Here is a 20919-nt window from a genome sequence, read left to right as displayed (position 1 = left end):
CATGACTTTGGAGAAAACGCCCAAACTCCGCCGTGGTTTCCGGTTCCAGTGGGAGCCGGTGCAACAAAGCCATGTGTTGCTGTACCCGGAGGGTATGGTCAAGCTCAACGGCAGCGCCGGTGCCATCCTGGCGGAAGTGGACGGGGTTCGCCCGGTACACCAAATTATCCACTCCCTGGAACAGCAGTTCCCGGAGGCCGGCCCGCTGGCGGCCGATGTGGAAGCGTTTCTGGCAGACGCGGTTCAGCAACAGTGGATTGAGTGGTCATGACGGCGGCCGCAGAAGCACGGGTAGGGCCGCCGCTGTGGTTGCTGGCGGAGCTCACCTATCGCTGCCCGCTGCAATGCCCCTATTGCTCCAACCCGTTGGACTACGCCAGCCAGCAACAGGAACTGTCCACGGAGCAATGGCTGGATGTGTTGCGCCAGGGGCGAGCCATGGGGGCGGCCCAACTGGGCTTCTCCGGCGGCGAGCCGCTGGTGCGCCAGGACCTGCCGGAGCTGATTGCCGGGGCCCGGGATCTGGGGTATTACACCAATCTGATTACCTCCGGCATCGGGCTGACTGAAGCAAAAGTGCAGGCGTTTGCCGAGGCGGGGCTGGACCACATTCAGGTCAGCTTTCAGGCCTCAGACCCGGAACTCAACAACGCCGTGGCCGGTTCCCGCAAAGCCTTCGAACAGAAGCTGGCCATGGCCCGGGCGGTCAAGGCGGCCGGCTACCCGATGGTGCTCAACTTTGTGATCCACCGTCATAACATTCACCAGATGAACGACATTCTGGCCCTGTGTGAAAACCTGGATGCCGATTACGTGGAGTTGGCCACCTGCCAGTACTATGGCTGGGCATTTAAAAATCGGGAAGGACTGATGCCCTCCAAAGCCCAACTGGTTCAGGCAGAACATGAGGTGAATTGCTACCGGGACGATCTCCGTAGCCGTGATCGCGCCATGAAAGTGATCTTCGTCACCCCGGACTACTACGAGGAGCGCCCGAAGGCCTGCATGAATGGCTGGGGCAACCTGTTCCTGACCGTGGCACCCGATGGCACCGCCTTGCCTTGCCACAGCGCCCGCCTGTTACCCATCGATTTTCCCAACGTGCAAACCAAGTCCCTGAACGACATCTGGTATCACAGCCCCGGCTTCAACCATTACCGTGGTGACAGCTGGATGCCAGAACCCTGTCGATCCTGTGATGAAAAAGACAAGGATTTTGGCGGCTGTCGGTGCCAGGCTTATCTGCTGACCGGTAATGCCGATAACGCCGATCCGGTCTGCTCCAAATCGCCCCATAACGATCGGATTCTGGCCGCCCGCACCGCTGCGGATCACGCTACAGCGGGGTTGGACGACCTTATCTACCGCAATGCCCGGAATTCCAAGTTACTCTACCGTGGCTGAGCCGATTTCGGCGCATGCTGCCTGCGCCGGTTTTTCCCAGTATGCGCAGCTGAGAGTGTGCGGCGATAGCATTTTCTGGCTTGCGTCTGAGCCGGAAACCGGTTCTGTTGCCCTTTGGCAGGCGGACAACTCCGGCATCTGTCGGGTCAACACCGGCCCGGGCAGTATCCGAAGTCGCCTCAACGGCTACGGTGGTGGTGCCTATGCGGTACTGCCGGGGCGAGTGGTCTGGGTAGCGGAGGATCAGCGCGTCTGGCAGCTCAACCGAGTGACAGGTAGACGAACCTTATTGGTGCCGGAGGTTGACGCTACCTGGGGAGGCTTGGTGGCAGACCCGCAACATGAGCGGGTGTTGGCGGTGCGTGAACGGCATGAACAGCAGGCGTTGATGGCCCTGGAAGCTACGGGGCAAGTCCGGGTGTTGCACCAGGGGCTGGACTTCTACGGCGCGCCGGCGGTCAGCCAGGACGGTTCCCGCGTGGCTTGGTGCAGCTGGCAACTGCCGGATATGCCCTGGTTGCAGTCAACGCTCTGGCAGGCAACGGTCACGGCTGACGGTGATGTTGCAGGTGCGTCAGGGCAGTCCCCGCCGGTTTCTGGTTCGGTTCAGCAACCGCAGTTTGTCGGTGAGCATCTGTGGGTCATATCCGACCATGAGGGCTGGTGGCAGCCCTGGCGGGTAACGCGCCGGGATGGCCGCGACCAGTGGCTGAAAAGCACGGCGCCCATGCTCGATCATGCCAACGCGCCCTGGCAACTGGGTGAGCGGCATAGTTGCCCGTTGCGTGAGGGTGGTTGGGCCAGAGTGCAATACCGTCAGGGTATCGGTGAACTTTGGCTGGAGCGGGCCGGCCAGTGTCAGAGAGTGGCTGAGGGCTGGACGGATTTCCGGGATCTGAGTCCGTCAGCCGATGGCCTTGTGTGCATAGGGCGGGCTGCCGACCGGCACGATGCGGTTCTGAAGGTGTGTGCGGACTCCGGCTCGGCAACCATCCTGGCTGGCGGACAAGTGCCGGATCGCTCAATCATGGCGCCGGTGGCCCCCGTCGCTTTTGTAGTGGATGCGGAAGCGCCCGACACTCTCCCCGTTCAAGGGTTTCTATATCCTCCCATATCCGCATCCGCCGCGGCACCACCGGTCATCCTGATCGCCCACGGTGGGCCAACGTCAGCCGCCTATGCGGTCTACAACCCCCAGGTTCAGTTCTGGTGTCAGCGGGGCTTTGCCGTTGCGGAGGTGAATTACACCGGCAGCACCGGTGCTGGCCGGGATTTCCGCCTTCGTCTGGCCGGCCGGTGGGGCGAAGCGGATGCACGGGACATGGTGCGCTGCGCCGATTACCTGGCGGCACAAGGGCTGGTCTGCGCCGACAACGTGTTCATTCAGGGCCGAAGCTCCGGGGGTTTTACTGCACTGATGGCGGCGGTGCAGACTGACCGCTTCAAAGCCGTTGGCAGCCTGTTTGGCGTGACCGATCCATTGCGGCTTCGTGCTGCAACCCATCGGTTTGAATCCGGTTACCTGGACTGGCTGCTGGGGAATCCTCAGTCCAATCGTGCCCGCTGGCAGGCACGTACTCCGGCCCTGCAGGCTGACCAAATAAGCTGCCCTGCTATTTTTTTTCAGGGTGGGAAAGATGCCGTCGTGGTGCCTGAGCAGACCCGGCGGATGGTGGCCGCGCTTCAGGACCGGGGCCAACCGGTGGAATTGCACTGGTATGAGGATGAAGGCCACGGGTTTCAGAGGGCAGAAAATCAGGCGCACATGCTCGAATCGCTGTACCGGTTTTATGGAAGCCTGGTCCCAGACAACCCTATGATACGCCAAAAGGACAATGAACCAGCGCACAAACTGAGTTAAACTCTCAACTATTCCTATAACAACAAAACGGTTGTCCCTGAGCGTCATGAGCTACGATATTTCCGCGCTGCGCAAGTTTGTCTCTCCCGAGATTGTCTTCGGTGCCGGGTCCCGCCGGTCGGTGGCTAACTTTGCCAGTAATTTTGGTGCCCGCCATGTGTTCCTGGTGTCTGATCCTGGTGTCGCCGCCGCCGGATGGGTTGCAGAAGTTGAAACCCTGCTGGTTGAGGCGGGGTTGCGCTGTACCACGTTTACAGCGGTGTCGCCCAATCCCAAAGTAGATGAGGTGATGGCCGGCGCCGAACTCTACCGGGCCAGCGAATGCGATGTCATCGTGGCGATCGGCGGCGGCAGCCCCATGGATTGCGCCAAGGGTATCGGCATTGTGGCCAGCCATGGCCGCAGCATCCTGGAATTTGAGGGTGTGGATACCATCCGTAATCCTTCGCCACCACTGATCCTGATTCCCACCACCGCCGGTACGTCAGCGGACGTCTCGCAGTTTGCCATCATTTCGGACCCCAACCGGCGCTTCAAGTTTTCCATCATCAGCAAAGCGGTGGTGCCGGATGTCTCGTTGATCGACCCGGAAGTAACCGAAACCATGGACGCCTACCTCACCGCCTGTACCGGGGTGGATGCCCTGGTGCACGCCATCGAGGCGTTTGTTTCTACCGGCAGCGGGCCTTTGACCGATACCCATGCTCTGGAAGCCATTCGGCTGATCAACGGCAATCTGGAAGCGCTGGTGGCAAACCCGTCAAACCCGGTGTTGCGAGAGCAGATCATGCTGGCGTCCATGCAGGCGGGGCTGGCCTTCTCCAATGCCATTCTGGGGGCTGTCCATGCGATGTCCCACAGCCTGGGCGGTTTCCTGGATCTGCCCCACGGCCTCTGCAATGCACTGCTGCTGGAGCATGTGGTGGCCTACAATTTCCCCTCCGCCGAGGACCGGTTCCGCCGGGTTGCCGAGGCCATGGCGATTGATACCCGGGGTTTGAACGGGGCACAGGTCAAGGCACGGTTGATGGCCCGCATTATTGAACTCAAGAAGACCGTTGGCCTTGAGGCGCGGCTCAAGGAGCTCGGCGTCACCACCTCTGATATTCCCTACCTTTCCGGCTATGCATTGAAGGACCCCTGCATACTGACCAACCCAAGGAAGTCGTCACTTCGGGATGTTCAGGTGGTCTATGAAGAAGCCCTCTGACTCAACCAGCACCGGTTACGACATCGGCGATCTTTTGGGGCTCAGCAGCCAGTCTGCCCGAAAAAGCTATTACCCCGCGTTGCAGGAGCGCCTGGAGGAACTGGAGCAGGAGCGCAACCGCTACAAATGGCTGTTTGAGAACGCTCTGCACGGTATCTTCCAGGCCAACCTGCGTGGTGGTTTTCTGGCCTGCAATCCCGCCATGGCCCGAATCTGCGGCTATGACAACCCGGAGCAATTGCAGAAAAAAGTGATTCGACTCAGGGAGCAGCTGTTCTGCAGCGCCGCAGAGTTCGATCAGCTTCGCCAGGAACTGCTCGACCATGGCAGCCTGAGCGCCCGCGAGACCCGTCTTCGGCGAGCAGACCAGACCCCCGTGTATGTCGCACTAACCATGCGCCGCCGGCCGGATCTTGGGCCAGAGGTGGTGGAAACCTTTGTTGCCGACATTACCGACCGGGTGCAGGCCCGGCAGAAACTGGAGCAGCTGAATGCCGAACTGGAAAAACGCGTGGAGGAACGTACCGAGGCGCTGCAAAACGTCAATGTGGACCTGCGTTATCAGATTGAAGAGCGGGAAAAGGTTGAGCAGGAGTTGAAAGTGGCGGTGAACGCTGCCAAAGAAGCCAATCGCAGTAAAGACAAGTATCTTGCGGCTGCCAGTCATGACCTGCTGCAACCCCTGAATGCTGCCAGACTGATGATTTCGGCCCTGCAGGACAGCCAGTTACCCGAGGCGGAAAACCGGATGGTGCATCAGGTGCACAGGGCCCTGGAAGGTGCCGAGGATTTGTTGGCCGATCTGTTGGATATTTCCAAACTGGACCAGCAGGCCATGAAGCCGGATCTGACCTGTCTCAATCTGGCTGCCATGCTGAAAGGATTGGGCGAGGAGCTTGAGGCGGTGGCTGCCAATGCCGGATTGCAGTTCCGGCTCCGGGTGCCACCGGTATCACTTCGGACCGACCCCCGAATGCTGGCACGGATTGTCCGTAACCTGTTGAGTAATGCCTTCCGCTATACCCGTGAGGGCGGCGTGATGCTGTCTGTCAGGCAACGTCGGGATCGGCTGGCCATTGAAATCTGGGACACCGGCGTGGGGATCGAATCCCACAAGCTGCAGGATATTTTCACCGAATTCCACCAGCTACTGCCCCAGGGCACCGGCGGTCGCCAGGGCGTCGGATTGGGACTGGCCATTGTGGAGCGCATGGTACGGGTTCTGGGTTACGGAATCCGGGTGACCTCACGGCCCGGCCGCGGTTCGAGATTTGAGGTGTCGATCCCGCTTGAACACAGGGTAAATGAGGCCTGGCGAAGCCAATCTTCAGCCGGAGGTGCCATCCACGGAAACTTTGACGGACTGGCGGTGTTAGTCGTAGACAACGAGCCGGCGGTGCTTGAAAGCATGGCAGCGTTGCTCGAAGGTTGGGGTTGTGAGGTGTTTCCCGCCGACGGCGAATCCAGTGCCCTGGACATGCTGAGCGAGGGCCTGCTCCCCGACGTGATTCTGGCGGATTTCCACCTGGACAATAACGCAACCGGTTGTGAGGCTGTCTACGCCGTTCGCCGTGCACTTGACCATGATGTTCCGGCAGCCATCATCACCGCTGATCGCAGTGATGAAGTGCGCACGCTGCTTAGGGCCCAGTACCTGCCCATCCTTAACAAACCGGTCAAGCCCAACCGCTTACGGGCGCTGCTGGCGAGTCTTGCCGCGCAGTCAACCTGACCCCACGCGCTTGCGCTTTACGACTACACTTATTCCTGAACCAGTCCTTGATTCAGGAGACCGTCATGAGCCACACCGAGCATTCCCTTACCAACCATGAAGTCACCGTTTGCCTGGCCGGCGGAGCTGTGCTTGGCCCATTCAATGCGACCTGGAGCCAGGATGAGGGCGGGGACGTGCGGGAGCTTGTCCGCGAATACGACGCCTTCCTGCAGGGTGAGAAACAGCGCCGTTACAAATTTCATCTGCATGATACCTACACCAACACCGTCCACACACTGATTCTCAATTTTGAGCAAGTGACCGGCATTTGCGACCATGTCAGGCTAAGATCGCAGGACCGAGGGGCTTAGTGTCCCGCCTGGCAAGCAAAAAGGAGGACGCAATGAGCGAGTTCAGAACGGAAAAAGACAGCCTGGGTGACGTGAAGGTGCCCGCGAATGCCCTGTGGGGCGCGCAAACCCAACGGGCCATCGATAACTTTCCGGTCAGTGGTCAGCCGATGCCGGCCCGGTTCATTGTGGCGGTGGCGCAAATCAAGTGGGCGGCAGCCCAGGCCAACGCGTCTTTGGGGTTGCTGGATGCCCGTTTGCGGGACGCTATTGCCGAAGCCTGTGATCAACTGATCCAGGGCGAACACGCGGACCAGTTTCCGGTGGATCGGTATCAGACCGGCTCCGGCACCAGCACCAACATGAATGTGAACGAAGTGATTGCGGCCATTGCCCGGAATCAGGGTGTCGATGTCCACCCTAATGATCACGTTAATATGAGCCAGAGCTCCAACGATGTGATACCAACGGCTATACACGTCAGTTCGCTTTTGGCCGTAAAAGAGCAACTGCTGCCGGCCCTGTCGCACCTTCGGGGTGTCATTTACGAGCGGGAAGCGGAACTGAATGCCCAGGTCAAAACCGGTCGTACTCACCTGATGGACGCCATGCCGGTGACCCTGGGGCAGGAATTGCGGACCTGGCGGGAACAGCTGGCCCTGGCTGAGAAACGTCTTGAGCAGGCAATGGAGGAACTGGCGGATGTGCCCCAGGGCGGCACTGCAGTGGGCACCGGTGTGAATGCGGCGTCTGAATTCTCTGGTCAGTTCATCAAGTTCCTGCGCAGCAACACTGGCTACCCGTTCCGTTCCATGGAGCACAAGTTTGTTGGTCAAAGTGCTGTGGATGCGCCTGTCGCCCTGTCAGGCCAACTGCGGGGTGTGGCGGTGGTGCTCACCAAAATTGCCAACGATCTGCGCTGGATGAACAGCGGTCCGATTCACGGGCTGGCAGAAATCAGCCTGCCGGCATTGCAGCCTGGCAGTAGCATCATGCCGGGCAAGGTGAACCCGGTTATTCCGGAGTCGGTCGCCATGGTGGGCGCCCAGGTGATGGGGCTGGACAATGCGGTGGCCATTGCCGGCCAGTCCGGAAACTTTCAGCTCAATGTGATGCTGCCTCTGGTGGGGGGCAACCTGCTGGACATGATCGGTCTGTTAACCGGGGCCTCCGCTATCCTCGCGGACAAAGCGATGAAAGGCTTTACGGTGAACGCCGATAATCTGAATGCCGGTGTCGGGCGTAATCCGGTACTGGTGACGGCGTTGAATCCAGAGATTGGCTACACCCTGGCGGCGGATATCGCCAAGGAAGCCTACCGCACCGGTCGGCCGGTGATTGATGTGGCCGAGGAGCGCAGCGGTCTCGGCCGTCAACACCTGGAAAAACTGATGGATCCGCTCAAGCTCACCCGTGGCGGGTTGACCTGAGCGGGCAAGACCGGAGGAGTCATTCTTGCTGCTGTCCCTGGAGCTGTTTGTCATGCTGGTTCTGGCCAATGGCTCGCCGGTGGTCGTGGCCAGGCTGTTGCATCAGACCGGCAACCGGCCTGTGGATGGCGGTCGGGTTTGGCGGGATGGTCGCCCGGTGCTAGGCCCCAGCAAGACCTGGCGAGGGTTGGTCGCGGGCACGGTGTCTTGTCTGCTGTTTTCGGCCTGGGTTGGGCTGGGCTGGTTGTTTGGCGCGTTGTTCGGTTTGCTAGCCTTGCTGGGGGACCTTGTCAGCAGTTTTATCAAACGCCGGATGGGGCTAGCGTCCAGTGCCCGGGCATTATGGCTGGACCAGTTGCCCGAGGCCTTGCTGCCCATGGCCATGGCGTGGCTCTGGTTATCCTTGCCGTTGTGGGAAGCGGTTGCCGTGGCGCTGCTGTTTGCGCTCAGCAATATGCTGTTCTCTCCGGTGCTTTATCGTTTGGGTATCCGCAAACAGCCCCATTGAGGAAGCTACTCGGGCCCCCGGGACAAGGTGTGCAGGGTAACCTCCGGCGGGCAGTTCAGGCGGACATTCAGCACAGACGTGCCAGCGCCTGGCGAGGTATAGCCTTGCATGCCGTTAACCTGCCAGAAACCGCGGCCAAGCCGGCGAGGGCAGTCGGAGTCGAGGGTGACCGGAATGCCCCCGGGCAGGCAGAGCTGCCCGCCGTGGGTGTGTCCGCACAGAAACACGTCGTATCCGGCATGGGCAGCTTCCCGCCAGATCTCGGGCGTGTGGCTCAGCAGCAGGCTGATGCCGCCGGGAGGAATATCATCGCCGGCCCGGTGCAGGTTGTGAACCTTGTAGTAATGGGCATCGTCCACGCCGGACAGGTAGAGCTTGCTTGCTCCGCGGGCAATGGGTGCCATTTCGTTCATCAGCAGCCGGTAGCCCATGTCTTCAAGGGCAGGTACCATGCGCACGCTGTCGTGGTTGCCCAGTACCGCGTAGGCATCGCCCCGGATGGCCTGGCGCAGGCGGGCCATGCCCTCAAGGGCTGCGTCAATCGGCCCCCAGGTGAGCTTCCGGTAATCGCCGGTCAATACACACAGGTCATAGTCCAGAGGCGTGATCTGATCGATCACTGCATTCAGGTTCTGTTCATCCATATCAACGTGAAGGTCGGTCAGGTGCAGGATGCGAAAACCCTCGAACGCCTCGGGCAAATCGGGCAGGGTAAAAGTGTTCTGGGCAGTGGTCAGCTTGCGGCTGTTCTCCCGGGCCCGGCCAAACAAGCCAATGGCTTGCAGGCAAAACCGAATCAGCCTTGGCGCGTTGGCGACATTCTCAAGGTGGAACGAGCGACGATCGCGCCCGAACACCCGGGCCTCGGCTTCCTGTTCGATGCCCAGTCGCTGGCGGGCATGCACCGGGCCAAGCCGAAGGCTGAGTCGGTACTGGAGAAGTTCGTTCTGATCTTCTGGTGCGCGAACCCTTGCGGTCATGTGAATCGTCCTGATGCCGAGCGGAATCTTATGTTTGATTCCTTCACTCATTATGGATGGTCAGCGGGGTAGTGCAACCGGATAGACACAATGTTCATGTTTTACTGATGCACCGCAAATCCAGGAGAGACAACGAGTAATGACTGAATCCGACAAGCCGGTGCGATTAGGCAGCTGGCAGGTATTCCTGATCTTTCTGCGGCTGGGGCTGACGTCTTTTGGTGGCCCGGCAGCTCACCTGGCGTATTTCCATGATGAGTTTGTCAAGCGCCGGAAGTGGCTGTCAGACAGCGCCTACGGTGAGGTAGTGGCGCTTTGCCAGCTGTTACCGGGCCCCGCGTCCAGCCAGGTCGGGCTGACCATCGGTTTTCTGCGGGGGCATTATGGCGGTGCCATGGCGGCCTGGGTGGGTTTTACCTTGCCCTCGGTACTGGTCATGGCGCTGTTTGCCTTCGGGCTTACGCTCTGGCCGGACCTGGGTGAGGGTGGCTGGGTCAGCGGCCTGAAGCTTTTTGTGGTGGCGGTGGTGGCACAGGCCGTCTGGCAGATGGGGCAGTCGCTGTGCCCTGATCGGCCTCGCATCGTCATTGCCATGTTGGTGGCGGTTGTTCTGCTGTTGGCTGGTGCCGTGTGGATGCAGGTACTGGTTCTGGCGTTGGCAGCCGTTGCAGGAGCGGCATTGGGATTGCCCTCGCAAAATAAGCAAGAATCCTTGCAGGTGCCGTTGCAATCGCGAAAGCCGGGAATGTTTGCCCTGCTGTTTTTGGTGTTGCTGGCACTGTCCTTTGTTCCCCAGGTAACGGGATCCCTGGCCTGGATCGGTGCGGAGCTTTATCGCGCCGGCGCCCTGGTATTTGGCGGCGGTCACGTGGTGTTGCCATGGCTCCAGGAGGGCTTTGTGGTCTCCGGTAATATGTCGGCCGATACCTTCCTGGCTGGCTACGGTGTCGCGCAGGCGGTGCCGGGGCCACTGTTCAGTTTCTCTGCGTTTCTCGGGGGTGCCGAGGGCGGCATCGCGGGCGTTCTGATTGCAGTGGTTGCGGTGTTTCTGCCTGGAACCCTGTTGGTGTTCGCCGGTCTACCGTTATGGCAGTGGTTACGTGAGCACGAGAAAGCACGAGCGGCACTGACGGGCGTCAACGCCGGGGTGGTGGGCTTGCTCCTTGCAGCGCTGTACGACCCGGTCTGGACGTCGGCCATTCACGGTGCCGGCTATTTCGCTCTGGCATTGGTGTTCTGGCTGGCACTGGTCATCGTTCGGGTGCCGGTATGGCTGCTGGCACCCGCCAGTGCGCTGCTCGGAGCGGTCTTTTTGTAACACCCGTACGTATAAAAGCGTGAACTCCCCGTTTGGAATTCCGAACCAGAACCGCCACAATCGAATAAACCGAACCCACTGGAGCAATCTGATGAGTGACGCATGCAACATTCCAGGACTGACCGTGCCTCGTAGCCGGTTTCCGGCACCTGAGAAAGACCTGCACGAGCCCGCGGGTGAATCCCGGGTGGTTCTGGCTGGAGGTTGTTTCTGGTGTGTTGAAGCGGTTTTGGTGGCGATTGACGGTGTCATCCGTGCGGAATCCGGATACGCCGGCGGTGCGGCTGAAGCGGCCAACTATGAGGCTGTCTGCAGCGGGACCACCGGCCATGCGGAGGTGGTGGATGTTCACTACGACCCGGCGAAGGTCAGCTTTGGCGAATTGCTAAGAGTGTTTTTTTCGGTGGCTCACGACCCCACCCAACTGAACCGCCAGGGTAACGATATTGGGGGCCAGTATCGCTCAGCGGTGTTCTACGAAACGGATGATCAGAGGCAGGTGGCTGAGGCCTACATTCGCCAGCTTGATGCCGCCGGGGTGTATTCCGATCCGATTGTCACCCGACTGGAGCCGCTCACCGCGTTCTACCCTGCGGAGGCATACCATCAGAATTTTGCGGCCCGTAATCCCAGGCAGCCCTACATTCTGGCGGTGGCAGCACCCAAGATGGCCAAGCTGGTCAGCACCTGGCCAGACCACCTGAAACCTGAATTCAGTGACGATGATCCTGACCTGGCCTGAGGAGTTTCCCAATGACAGTATCGGCAAAAGGCTATGACCTGACCCCTCTGACGAAAGCAGAGGTTGAGGTAAGGGCAGCGGGATTGACCGCTGAGGAAAAACGGGTACTGCTGGATCACGGCACCGAGCACCCGTTCTGTGGCACCTTGCTGGATAACAAAAAAGCCGGGGTTTACCTGTGCCGGCTGTGTGATCTCCCGTTGTTCAGCTCGGACGCCAAATTTGATTCCGGAACCGGCTGGCCCAGTTTCTTTCAGCCGTTCGCCCCGGAGCATATCCGGTACATTGAAGACCACAGCCTGGGTATGAGCCGCACCGAGATCCGCTGCCCGCGCTGTGACAGCCACCTTGGGCACGTGTTCCCGGACGGCCCGGCGCCCACCGGTCAGCGGTATTGCCTGAACTCCATTGCCATGGTGTTTGAGGAACAGGAGTAACACTCAGGCACCTTCCTTGTTCTCCGTTTGGCGGTTATTCAGGGGACGATTGAGCCGCTATAATCCCTTTCTGTTGTTCCGGGCCCACGGCGCCCGTCCCATAGCGGAAAGGATGTGTGCATGAAACGATTGAACTTGAGCCCCCTGACGGAGTCTGCGACGCTGCTAAGACGTGCCGCTGTTGTATTGGGCTCGGTAGGGCTTACCGCCATCTACTCTTTGCTGGTGCTACTGAGGGCTTTGTTTGGTCGTCTGAACCGGCCGATTGTCGACAAATACTGCCGGGAGTGGTCTGCCGCGTTGTTGAAGCTGGTTCGGGCAAGCCTGACGGTGCGGGGCGAGGTTCCGGACTTCAATGACGGGCGTCGCTACATCATCATGAGTACCCATGCCAGCCACTACGATATTCCGGTGAGTTTTGTGTCTTTGCCTGGCTCCATCCGGATGCTTGCCAAAAAGGAACTGTTCCGGATTCCCCTGCTGGGGCAGGCGATGGCGGCAGCAGAGTTTCCCTCGATCGACCGGTCTAATCGTATCCGCGCCGTCCGGGACCTGGAGCGGGCAAAGCAGATGATGGAAAACGGTATTGTGCTCTGGGCGGCTCCAGAGGGCACGCGCTCCTCCGATGGCACACTGTTGCCGTTCAAGAAAGGCTGTTTTCACCTGGCACTGGATACTGAGGCGGTGATTGTGCCGGTAGCCATTCGCGGTATACATCAGGTGCTACCGGCCCGGAGCTTGCAAATCAATCTTGGTCAGCCGGTCGACGTTCGAGTCGGGACGCCCATTGAAACAGCGGGTAAAAGCAAAGAAGACCTGGCGCAGATCATGTCAGATGTACACCAGAGCCTGGAACAACTGTTGGGTGACGGAGAGCCTGAGTAACCGGGCCCTGCCTGTGTCAGCCACCTGAGCTGGCGGCCACCACGGTGTAGAAAAGGTAGCCGGTGTACGCAAAGTAAACCGTCACCAGTATTGTGCCGTCCACCCGCGAGACCAGCTTGCGCCAGCCGGTCAGGCCGAAGCCCATCAACAGCAGGCCAACGGTAAGTGCCAGCATCAGAGTCCAGTCCCGGTAAAGCACTTCCGGGTCTACGGATAATGGCTGAATGGCAGCGGCCAGGCCAACCACGGCCAGGGTGTTGAAGATGCCCGAGCCAAGGATGTTGCCCAGAATCAGATCGTGCTCATTCTTGCGCACCGCCGCGATGGCCGAGGCCAGTTCCGGTAGCGACGTGCCAATGGCTACAATGGTCAGCCCGATAATCAGATCGCTTACGCCAAGGGTCTGTGCCACGGTGACGGCTCCCCAAACCAGCAATCTGGAGCTGGCAATAAGCAGAACCAGCCCGATGATCAGCCAGATAACGGCGTGCTTTAGCGGCATGGGATGTTCGATCAGCTCGGCATCGGCAGCGTTGCCCAGTGGGTCGTCTTTGTTCTTGATGCCCTGATAGATTGACCAGCCCATCACCGCTGCAAAAACGCCCAGTAACACCCAGCCATCCAGTCGCGTTAGTTCACCATCTATTAACGGGGCACCGGCGATGAGGGTCAATACCACCAGCAGCGGCAGTTCCTTGCGGATAACCTGAGAGTGCATGGTAATAGGCGCAATAAGGGCAGTCAGGCCTACAATCAGGGCAATGTTGGTAATGTTGGAGCCATAGCCGTTGCCCAGTGCCAGCCCGGGATTGCCGTCTGCGGCAGCCATGGCAGATACCGCCAGTTCCGGTGCCGAGGTGCCGAAGCCGATAATCACCATACCAATCAGCAGTGACGGCATGCCCAGATGCTTGGCGGTGGCTGCTGCGCCCTCAACAAATTTGTCAGCACTCCAGACCAGCAAGACAAGACCGGCAAGAATGGCACCGATTGCCATCAACATAGAACAGACCTCAATCAGAATGTGGTGTAACTCCGCACCGGCCGGCGGGGTAGGTGGCGCACAAGATACCACAAGTCAAGGTTTCAGGTCAGCCCCGACGGAGATGAACTTTTTGATTCCGGCACTGATCCGCACTATCAGGAAAAGGGTATCAGACTAAAGTGGCGCTGATATTGTTAACAAAACGCGCGAAAATCGTGGCAAACCATAATAGTTAGTCCGACACACATCGATTGACAATCGCAATTTATTATTCCGGCAAAAATCGGGATAATGCGCCCAATTTCAGACCGGAGGCACACAGCAGCGCCGTCTACCTCGCGCCCCGCTGGCTTCCGACAGGCCGCTTTCGCTGATCGTGGAGTGGCAACAGGCTCAACACTAGCTAGGGTGAAAACCAATGGCCGTTAGACAGGCAGACGTAGTGCTGGTCGGTGGGGGCGTCATGAGCGCAACCCTCGGCATGATGCTCAGGCAGCTGGACCCGTCACTGGATATCGTCATGGTGGAGCGTTTAGACCACGTTGCCCATGAAAGCACAGACGGATGGAATAACGCAGGTACCGGCCACGCCGGCTACTGCGAACTCAACTACACCCCCGAAACCGACGATGGCGACGTTGAAATTGCCAGAGCTCTGCAAATCAATGCGCAGTTTGAGGTGTCGCTGCAGTTCTGGTCGTACCTGGTAGAGCAGGGCATTCTGCCAGAGCCTTCTACTTTTATTAACCGCACGCCACACCAGAGCTTTGTCTGGGGCGAGAAAGACGTCGCTTTCCTAAAGCGCCGTTACGAGCGCCTGAAAGAACACCATCTGTTTCGCGAGATGGAATATACCGAGAGCCCAGACGACCTGTCCGAGTGGATGCCGCTGGTGGTCAAGCATCGCGACCCTATGCAGCGTGTGGCGGCAACCCGTATCAAGCACGGTTCGGATGTGGATTTCGGTTCCCTCACCCGCAGCATGGTCGAATGGCTGGAAACCCAGCCCAACTTTGAGTTGATGCTCAGCAGCCCGGTGCATTACATCGATCAGCGGGACAATGGCCGCTGGAAGTTGCGGGTGAAGAACCAGAAGACCGGGGAGTTGACCAAGCTGGAGGCCGGCTTTGTGTTCCTGGGTGCCGGTGGCGGCGCGCTGCCGCTGTTGCAGAAATCCGGCATTGATGAAGCCCGCGGTTACGGCGGCTTCCCGGTCAGTGGCCAGTGGCTGGTGTGCCAGAAGCCGGACATTGTTGAGCAACATGATTCCAAGGTATACGGTAAAGCGCCCATTGGCGCGCCGCCGATGTCCGTTCCGCACCTGGATACCCGGATCATCAACGGTGAACCTGCACTTCTGTTCGGACCGTTCGCTGGTTTTACCACCCGCTTCCTGAAGCAGGGTTCGGTGTTTGATCTGTTCGGTTCTGTTCGCGCCACCAACCTTCGTCCGATGCTCTCGGTGAGCAAAAGCAATATGGATTTGACGCGTTATCTCATTGGTGAAGTGTTCCAGTCCCATACCGACCGGGTAGAGTCTCTGCGTAACTTCTTCCCGGATGCCCGCGAAGAAGACTGGCGGCTGCAGATGGCTGGCCAGCGGGTACAGATCATCAAGCAAACCCCGGAAGGAGGCGGCAAGCTGGAGTTTGGTACCGAGATCGTGGCAGCAAAGGATGGTTCGCTGGCGGCCCTGCTGGGCGCGTCTCCTGGCGCATCGACAGCGGCTAACGCAATGCTGAACGTGATTGAACGTTGCTTCCCGGAGAAGTTGAAGACGGACCAGTGGCAGGAGCGGATGAAGGAGCTGGTGCCTTCCTACGGACAATCTCTGGTGAACGATGAACAGCTGCTCAACCGGGTTCGAGAGCGCACGCTCTCCACTTTGAAGCTGGGTTAATCGGCACCGATTGATACACTCAGGCTGTCTCTTTAACGGGCTCCAGATTTGGTTCTGGCGCCCGTTTTTGTTTGACGTCGCTCTGCCCAAAAGTTGCGATTTTCAGCTAACAGGTGCAGGCTGAAAGGCCAACCCTGACGAGGAGAGCGCTGTGACTGAACAGAACTATAATCCCGACAAAGGGTATGTCGCCCTGCTGGGCTGGAGCCTGAATGCCGTCGAAGCGGCAGACAAGTTTGACCGCCGTTACGTGGTGGTGGCGCCAGACTGGGCAGAAGCCTATTGTGCAGAACACAACATTCCATACGTTCCCTGGAACTTTGAACGCCTGAACGACCGTTCCTTTGAAATTGCCCAAACGCTTCAGAAAATGGGCGTTGATGTAGCCATCCCCCTGTTTGAAGAAACGGTGGAGTGGGCTGGCGCTATCAACTCCGTACTTCTGGATAACCCGAGATTGTTCGGGCAGGCCATGCTGTTGCGGGATAAAGCCCTGATGAAGCGGCGTGCCCAGCTCGGTGGGATACGAGTGGGTATTTTCGAAGAAGCCCACGACCGTGATGATGTGGTCCGTTTCCTGAAACGGGTGAACCAGACCTTGCTAAAACTGGACGGCGATCCCAACGACCCAATCCACCTCAAGGCCTTTGATAAAGCGGGCTGCCTGGGCCATCGGGTTATTCGGACCCCTGATGAGGTCGACACCATTCCTGATGAAGAATTTCCGGTGTTGATGGAGTCCCACCTGGACGGCTGGGAGTTTGCCGTAGAAGCCTGGATTCACAACGGCAAGATCTGTTTTCTTAATATTTCCGAGTACGTTACGCTCGGCTATTCCGTGTTCGTTCCGGCCACACCGGACCTGGAGAAATACCGGGCACAGATCACGGCAGAAATCGAAAAGCTGATCAAAACCTTCGATATCGACTTCGGCTTTGTCCACCCGGAATACTTCGTGACCAGTGATGGCACCATGTACTTTGGCGAAGTGGCCTACCGCCCCCCTGGCTTCAAAGTGTTCGAACTGCTTGAGCGTGCCTATGGCTTCAATGCCTATCAAGGATTGATCATGGCCTTTGACCCGAAAACCACGGAAGAGGAAATCAAAGCCTTCTTCCCGAAAGAGGTGGTGGACGCCAAGGGCTATGCCGGCTGTTTCGGGGTATACCCGCGCCGCCGCGTGGTCAGCCGTCTGGAGATCCCGGAAGAAACCGAGAATCACGATTATTTTGAATCCCACGAACTGACGCCGCCGGTGGAGGAAACGGTGACCAAGCGAACGGCGTTCGGTACCCATTGGGGGTTGGTGTATTTCTTCGGTGAGGATCCCTATGTTCTGCGGGATCTGCTCAAACATCAGGAAGAGCTCGATTTCTATGTATAATCGAGCCATGCATTAACAAAAAGGGTTTGATGCAGGCCCTGAGGAACCTCGTTTGAGTGATCATCAACCGGCCAGCCAGGCGCCAGCCGTCAACATCGACAGGCTGGTGCAAAAACTGGATGAGTCCATTGTGGCTCTTGCGGAGAGCCGGCCCTTTGCAAAGGCCGGCAAGCTCCCGAAGCTGTTCGACCTTGCCCGGCGGGTACTGCTCCAGCCGGGTGGTTGCGAGGCGATCGAAGCCCGCGCCCGCTCATTGGAAGAGGCTGGTGTCTTTGTGGGCACCGACTGGGCCGACCCATCCATTCTCCTGCCCTCCCTGACCGTCTACTCCCTGCAAAGTCCGAACGCCGATACCCTGGTGATCGAAGCGCTAAGTGAGCTGCGCCTGCTGGCCGTGGCCCGCGGTGAATACCAGCATCCCAGTGTGTCAGCCGAGCAGGCGCATCATTACCTCACTCAGGTGCTGGCCATCAACCTGGGCTTGCTGTTTGGCATGACCGGCGAAGCCGAGCGGGAGCAGGGCAAGCTGGCGATCATTGCGCAGGACCTGGTCCAGTATGTGGCCAGGCACATCGGTTACGAGCACGTGATCGACAGCCTGATTGAGGAAATCTGGCGCATACTGGAGCAGCGGCCGATCCGTGTCAGTGATGTGCGACGAATGATTACCCAGATTGCCATCTGCCGGGCCGATCCGACGGTGGATCTTGGTACGGCTGGCCGTGGGGCGGACCGACTGATCTCCAGCTTGTACGGGCCAACCAGGGCGTGCGGTGAAGATCCGGGTATTGCAATCTACCAGCAGCGTCTGGAATCCATGGATGGCGCTGCCTTGCAGAACGAGGCAACCGGTTTTGCCCGTTCAATGCACGATACGGGGTTGGTTTCGCCCTATCACGCGGTGTTTGTCCGCCACATCCTGGAAGGCAAGGATTCGTTGCTGAGCGATGCGCTGGGGTTGTCCAGTACCGGGCGCGACTGCCTGCTGTGTTACCGGGAACTGGTGCACACGCTGATTGAGGAATCCCTGTTCCCAGAAACTGCCCAGGGCCTCTACGGCCTGGCCTTGTTGCTTGAGCGGGGCATACTCTATCAGCCCCCAGTGGCGCCGGCGTTATGGCGCCAAGTGCGGCTGACACCTTGCTCGCGAGCCCTTGAACGTTTGCAGTTTGCGTATGGCTATCAGCCAAACCCCTCAGCCTGGCTGATTCAGGGCGTGCTGAATATGCTGGGCCAGCCGCTGGGAGTGGGCCAAGGTAACAATCCCACCTGTCAGTCTGCCCGGGCCCTGTCGATGTGGGCCTATAACGATCCGGACTACCTGTTACAGATGGTGACCTGGGCCGCCCGGGACGATGAGATTGTCATGCATTTTGAGGGGCGACCAGTGTCTTCTGCACGGAGTGCCGGCGGGCTGGCCGCGGAAGTGACTCTGGACCTCGATCCCGTCTCTCTGATCGTGGTACCGCATCTGGACAGGATTTATGCGGAAATGGGTCGGCTGTGCGTCGACCGCGAAGGAGATCCACACAAATGGGTGAACCCCGAGTTTCACGGCTGGTCTGCCGGCCGGGGCTTCGCCATTAATGTGGATGTGGCCACTGGCAACCTGATCGATCTGGAAGACTTTATCCGCCATTTCTACGCCAGTTACCACCCCTACTACAACGGCAACCAACCGCTGATACATCCACAGCCGGCCGGTATCGCGGTTACCGACAGCGCCGCCCGCTTCATTGGCTGGCATGCGATCACCATTCTCCGGGTTGCGCTGGACCCGGACAGTGAGATGCGGGTGTATTTCTTCAATCCAAACAACGACAGCGGCCAGAACTGGGGCGACGGTGTGCAGGTCAGCACTTCTGGCTTTGGTGAGCGCTTCGGGGAATCTTCGCTGCCGTTTGAACAGTTCACTTCTCGCCTGTACATCTACCATTACGACCCACTGGAGCGCGGTGAGCCTGCCGAAGTGAACGACGACGAGCTCGGTCGCGTAATAGACGGAGTGTACCGTAGTTGGGGAGTAGACCGGGTGCCCGCAGATACCCTGCAAGCGGAACCACCGAGAACCGATTGATCCAGAAACCCACTGATCACGAGGGCGAGCATGGCTAAAGAGCAACAACCCGTCGGTAATGGCGCTGAATTGTTCATCCGCGCGCTGGAAAACGAGGGCGTTAAGTACATTTTCGCCGTGCCAGGTGAGGAAAACCTGGCCTTTCTGGATGCCCTAAGGAACTCCAGCATCGAATTGGTGCTCAACCGCCATGAACAGGCCGCAGGCTTTATGGCGGCCACCTACGGGCGGCTTACAGGGCAGGTGGGCGTTTGCCTGTCCACACTTGGCCCAGGCGCCACGAACCTGGTGACCGCCGCTGCTTATGCCCAGCTGGGTGGCATGCCAATGATGATGATCTCCGGGCAGAAGCCGATCAAATCCTCGAAACAGGGCCTGTTCCAGATTCTGGATGTGGTGGACCTGATGCGCCCTCTGACCAAATACACCCGGCAAATCAGCAATGCCAATACCATTCCTGCGAAAGTCCGGGAGGCCTTCCGTCTTGCCTCTGAAGAACGCCCAGGGGCCGTTCATCTGGAGTTACCCGAGGACATCGCAGCGGAGCAACCGGCCCGCGACACCCACATCTTCCAGCCCAGTGACGCCCGCCGGCCCTCGGCCAGCGGGAAGAGCCTGGAAATGGCCTGCGACATGCTGCGCGAGGCAAGACACCCATTGATCATGATCGGTGCCGGCGCCAACCGCAAACGGGTATCCCAGGCCTTGCTGCACCTGGTGAACGTAACCGGCATTCCCTTCTTCACCACCCAGATGGGCAAGGGCGTGGTCGACGAGCGCCACCCCGGATACCTGGGCAACGCAGCGTTGTCTGCCGGTGACTTTGTGCATTGCGCCATAGACCGTGCCGATCTGGTGATCAACGTGGGCCACGATGTGGTAGAGAAACCACCATTTTTTATGACCCCGGGTGGCAAGAAAGTTATCCATGTGAATTTCAGTGGCGCGGATGTCGACCCAGTGTACTTTCCCCAGCATGAAGTGGTCGGCGATATCGCCAACAGCGTCGAGTATCTGGCCGAACATTGTGGCCAATGTGAGAGCCATGACTTCTCTGGACTTATGGAAATCAAGAAAGCTGTGGATGCGCATCTGCAGGAGCGGGCGGAAGATGGCCGGTTCCCGGTGATTCCCCAGCGGATTGTCCACGATGTGCGCCAAGTGATGCCCGACGACGGCATCATCGCTCTCGATAACGGCATGTACAAACTCTGGTTTGCCCGCAACTACCCGGCCTACGACAACAACACCGTGCTGCTGGACAATGCCCTGGCATCCATGGGAGCCGGGCTGCCCAGCGGGATGATGGCGGCCATGCTTTACCCTCATCTGAAAGTGATGGCCATCTGCGGTGACGGCGGTTTCATGATGAACAGCCAGGAGCTGGAGACCGCGGTTCGCCTCAAACTTAATCTGGTGGTGCTGATCATCAACGACAGCGCCTACGGCATGATCAAGTGGAAGCAGGCACAGGAAGGCTATGCCGATTATGGATTGGATTACCGCAACCCGGACTTTGTCACCTATGCCCAGTCCTACGGTGCCAAAGGGCACCGCGTAACCCGGACAGAAGACCTTCGGCTCACCCTGGAGAGTGCCCTGGCCGAAGGCGGTGTGCACCTGGTGGAAGTGCCGGTGGATTACAGTGAGAACCGCAGGGTGTTTGATGAGGAACTGGCGGAACTGACCTGTCGGCTGTGACGCGTGTATGATGCGAGGAAACACTGAAAGCAA

Annotated in this window: 18 protein-coding genes; 16 read left to right on the top strand and 2 right to left on the bottom strand. The window is 59.0% G+C overall.

All coding sequences use genetic code 11. The features are described 5' to 3' along the window. The first annotated feature begins 1 nt into the window (after position 1). The 8 genes from pqqD (at position 2) to J122_RS00525 (ending at position 8477) form a co-directional block, all read left to right on the top strand. Positions 2-271, top strand: a complete 270-nt coding sequence (pqqD, locus tag J122_RS00560; protein ID WP_061330670.1) for a pyrroloquinoline quinone biosynthesis peptide chaperone PqqD — start codon at positions 2-4, stop codon at positions 269-271. Next, the gene (gene pqqE, locus J122_RS00555) at positions 268-1404 is read left to right on the top strand and encodes a pyrroloquinoline quinone biosynthesis protein PqqE (RefSeq protein WP_061330669.1); all 1137 of its coding nucleotides are present in this window, start codon (positions 268-270) and stop codon (positions 1402-1404) included. The genes pqqD and pqqE overlap by 4 nt, the downstream gene beginning before the upstream one ends. Continuing rightward, positions 1397-3265 (top strand): alpha/beta hydrolase family protein, encoded by a 1869-nt coding sequence (locus tag J122_RS00550; protein WP_227510033.1) that lies wholly within the window; start codon positions 1397-1399, stop codon positions 3263-3265. The genes pqqE and J122_RS00550 overlap by 8 nt, the downstream gene beginning before the upstream one ends. A 46-nt stretch (positions 3266-3311) precedes the next feature. Beyond that, a complete protein-coding gene (gene ercA / locus J122_RS00545) occupies positions 3312-4475 on the top strand; it encodes an alcohol dehydrogenase-like regulatory protein ErcA (RefSeq protein ID WP_061330668.1) in 1164 nt (387 codons plus the stop codon). Beyond that, the gene (locus J122_RS00540) at positions 4459-6207 is read left to right on the top strand and encodes an ATP-binding protein (RefSeq protein WP_061330667.1); all 1749 of its coding nucleotides are present in this window, start codon (positions 4459-4461) and stop codon (positions 6205-6207) included. The genes ercA and J122_RS00540 overlap by 17 nt, the downstream gene beginning before the upstream one ends. A 65-nt stretch (positions 6208-6272) precedes the next feature. Beyond that, positions 6273-6560, top strand: a complete 288-nt coding sequence (locus tag J122_RS00535; protein WP_061330666.1) for a hypothetical protein — start codon at positions 6273-6275, stop codon at positions 6558-6560. A gap of 32 nt (positions 6561-6592) precedes the next feature. Continuing rightward, entirely contained in the window at positions 6593-7969 is a 1377-nt protein-coding gene (locus tag J122_RS00530; RefSeq protein WP_061330665.1) for a class II fumarate hydratase, read from the top strand. 25 nt (positions 7970-7994) lie between these two features. After that, on the top strand, positions 7995-8477 hold the full coding sequence (locus J122_RS00525; RefSeq protein WP_061330664.1) for a CDP-archaeol synthase: 483 nt from the start codon (positions 7995-7997) through the stop codon (positions 8475-8477). A 5-nt stretch (positions 8478-8482) separates the two neighbouring features. On the opposite strand, the gene J122_RS00520 is transcribed toward J122_RS00525, so the two are convergent. After that, positions 8483-9457 carry a metallophosphoesterase gene (locus J122_RS00520; RefSeq protein ID WP_061330663.1) on the bottom strand — a complete coding sequence of 325 codons (975 nt, stop codon included), beginning with the start codon at positions 9455-9457 and terminating at the stop codon, positions 8483-8485. Between the two features lie 139 nt (positions 9458-9596). Here J122_RS00520 and chrA point away from each other — a divergent pair, with 139 nt between their 5' ends. From chrA to J122_RS00500, 4 genes are all read left to right on the top strand, one after another. Further along, the gene (gene chrA, locus J122_RS00515; RefSeq protein WP_061330662.1) at positions 9597-10775 is read left to right on the top strand and encodes a chromate efflux transporter; all 1179 of its coding nucleotides are present in this window, start codon (positions 9597-9599) and stop codon (positions 10773-10775) included. 91 nt (positions 10776-10866) lie between these two features. After that, positions 10867-11517, top strand: coding sequence for a peptide-methionine (S)-S-oxide reductase MsrA (gene msrA / locus J122_RS00510; protein WP_061330661.1), 651 nt, complete (start codon positions 10867-10869; stop codon positions 11515-11517). Between the two features lie 11 nt (positions 11518-11528). After that, on the top strand, positions 11529-11954 hold the full coding sequence (gene msrB, locus J122_RS00505) for a peptide-methionine (R)-S-oxide reductase MsrB (RefSeq protein WP_061330660.1): 426 nt from the start codon (positions 11529-11531) through the stop codon (positions 11952-11954). A 120-nt stretch (positions 11955-12074) separates the two neighbouring features. After that, positions 12075-12839 (top strand): lysophospholipid acyltransferase family protein, encoded by a 765-nt coding sequence (locus J122_RS00500; protein WP_061330659.1) that lies wholly within the window; start codon positions 12075-12077, stop codon positions 12837-12839. A gap of 16 nt (positions 12840-12855) precedes the next feature. On the opposite strand, the gene J122_RS00495 is transcribed toward J122_RS00500, so the two are convergent. Continuing rightward, entirely contained in the window at positions 12856-13842 is a 987-nt protein-coding gene (locus J122_RS00495) for a calcium/sodium antiporter (RefSeq protein ID WP_197463798.1), read from the bottom strand. A gap of 400 nt (positions 13843-14242) precedes the next feature. On the opposite strand from J122_RS00495, the gene mqo reads away from it, so the two are divergent. The 4 genes from mqo to J122_RS00475 all read left to right on the top strand — a co-directional run bounded on the left by mqo (position 14243) and on the right by J122_RS00475 (position 20886). After that, the gene (gene mqo, locus J122_RS00490; protein WP_061330658.1) at positions 14243-15724 is read left to right on the top strand and encodes a malate dehydrogenase (quinone); all 1482 of its coding nucleotides are present in this window, start codon (positions 14243-14245) and stop codon (positions 15722-15724) included. Between the two features lie 151 nt (positions 15725-15875). Further along, the gene (locus J122_RS00485; RefSeq protein ID WP_061330657.1) at positions 15876-17108 is read left to right on the top strand and encodes an ATP-grasp domain-containing protein; all 1233 of its coding nucleotides are present in this window, start codon (positions 15876-15878) and stop codon (positions 17106-17108) included. A gap of 52 nt (positions 17109-17160) precedes the next feature. Then, entirely contained in the window at positions 17161-19185 is a 2025-nt protein-coding gene (locus tag J122_RS00480; RefSeq protein ID WP_061330656.1) for a hypothetical protein, read from the top strand. 30 nt (positions 19186-19215) lie between these two features. Continuing rightward, positions 19216-20886 carry an acetolactate synthase large subunit gene (locus J122_RS00475; RefSeq protein ID WP_061330655.1) on the top strand — a complete coding sequence of 557 codons (1671 nt, stop codon included), beginning with the start codon at positions 19216-19218 and terminating at the stop codon, positions 20884-20886. Positions 20887-20919: the final 33 nt, after the last annotated feature.

Source organism: Marinobacter excellens LAMA 842 (assembly GCF_001574445.1).
GTDB classification, from domain to species: domain Bacteria; phylum Pseudomonadota; class Gammaproteobacteria; order Pseudomonadales; family Oleiphilaceae; genus Marinobacter; species Marinobacter shengliensis.
Note: the sequence above shows the minus strand (reverse complement) of the source record. Positions and strands in the feature narration are given on the sequence as shown.

Coding starts and splice junctions, on each gene's coding strand:
- msrA (WP_061330661.1), top strand. CDS start 10,867: ATGAGTGACGCATGCAACATTCCAGGACTGACCGTGCCTCGTAGCCGG.
- chrA (WP_061330662.1), top strand. CDS start 9,597: ATGACTGAATCCGACAAGCCGGTGCGATTAGGCAGCTGGCAGGTATTC.
- ercA (WP_061330668.1), top strand. CDS start 3,312: ATGAGCTACGATATTTCCGCGCTGCGCAAGTTTGTCTCTCCCGAGATT.
- J122_RS00495 (WP_197463798.1), bottom strand. CDS start 13,842: ATGTTGATGGCAATCGGTGCCATTCTTGCCGGTCTTGTCTTGCTGGTC.
- J122_RS00540 (WP_061330667.1), top strand. CDS start 4,459: ATGAAGAAGCCCTCTGACTCAACCAGCACCGGTTACGACATCGGCGAT.
- J122_RS00520 (WP_061330663.1), bottom strand. CDS start 9,457: ATGACCGCAAGGGTTCGCGCACCAGAAGATCAGAACGAACTTCTCCAG.
- J122_RS00530 (WP_061330665.1), top strand. CDS start 6,593: ATGAGCGAGTTCAGAACGGAAAAAGACAGCCTGGGTGACGTGAAGGTG.
- J122_RS00535 (WP_061330666.1), top strand. CDS start 6,273: ATGAGCCACACCGAGCATTCCCTTACCAACCATGAAGTCACCGTTTGC.
- J122_RS00475 (WP_061330655.1), top strand. CDS start 19,216: ATGGCTAAAGAGCAACAACCCGTCGGTAATGGCGCTGAATTGTTCATC.
- J122_RS00500 (WP_061330659.1), top strand. CDS start 12,075: ATGAAACGATTGAACTTGAGCCCCCTGACGGAGTCTGCGACGCTGCTA.
- pqqE (WP_061330669.1), top strand. CDS start 268: ATGACGGCGGCCGCAGAAGCACGGGTAGGGCCGCCGCTGTGGTTGCTG.
- mqo (WP_061330658.1), top strand. CDS start 14,243: ATGGCCGTTAGACAGGCAGACGTAGTGCTGGTCGGTGGGGGCGTCATG.
- msrB (WP_061330660.1), top strand. CDS start 11,529: ATGACAGTATCGGCAAAAGGCTATGACCTGACCCCTCTGACGAAAGCA.
- pqqD (WP_061330670.1), top strand. CDS start 2: ATGACTTTGGAGAAAACGCCCAAACTCCGCCGTGGTTTCCGGTTCCAG.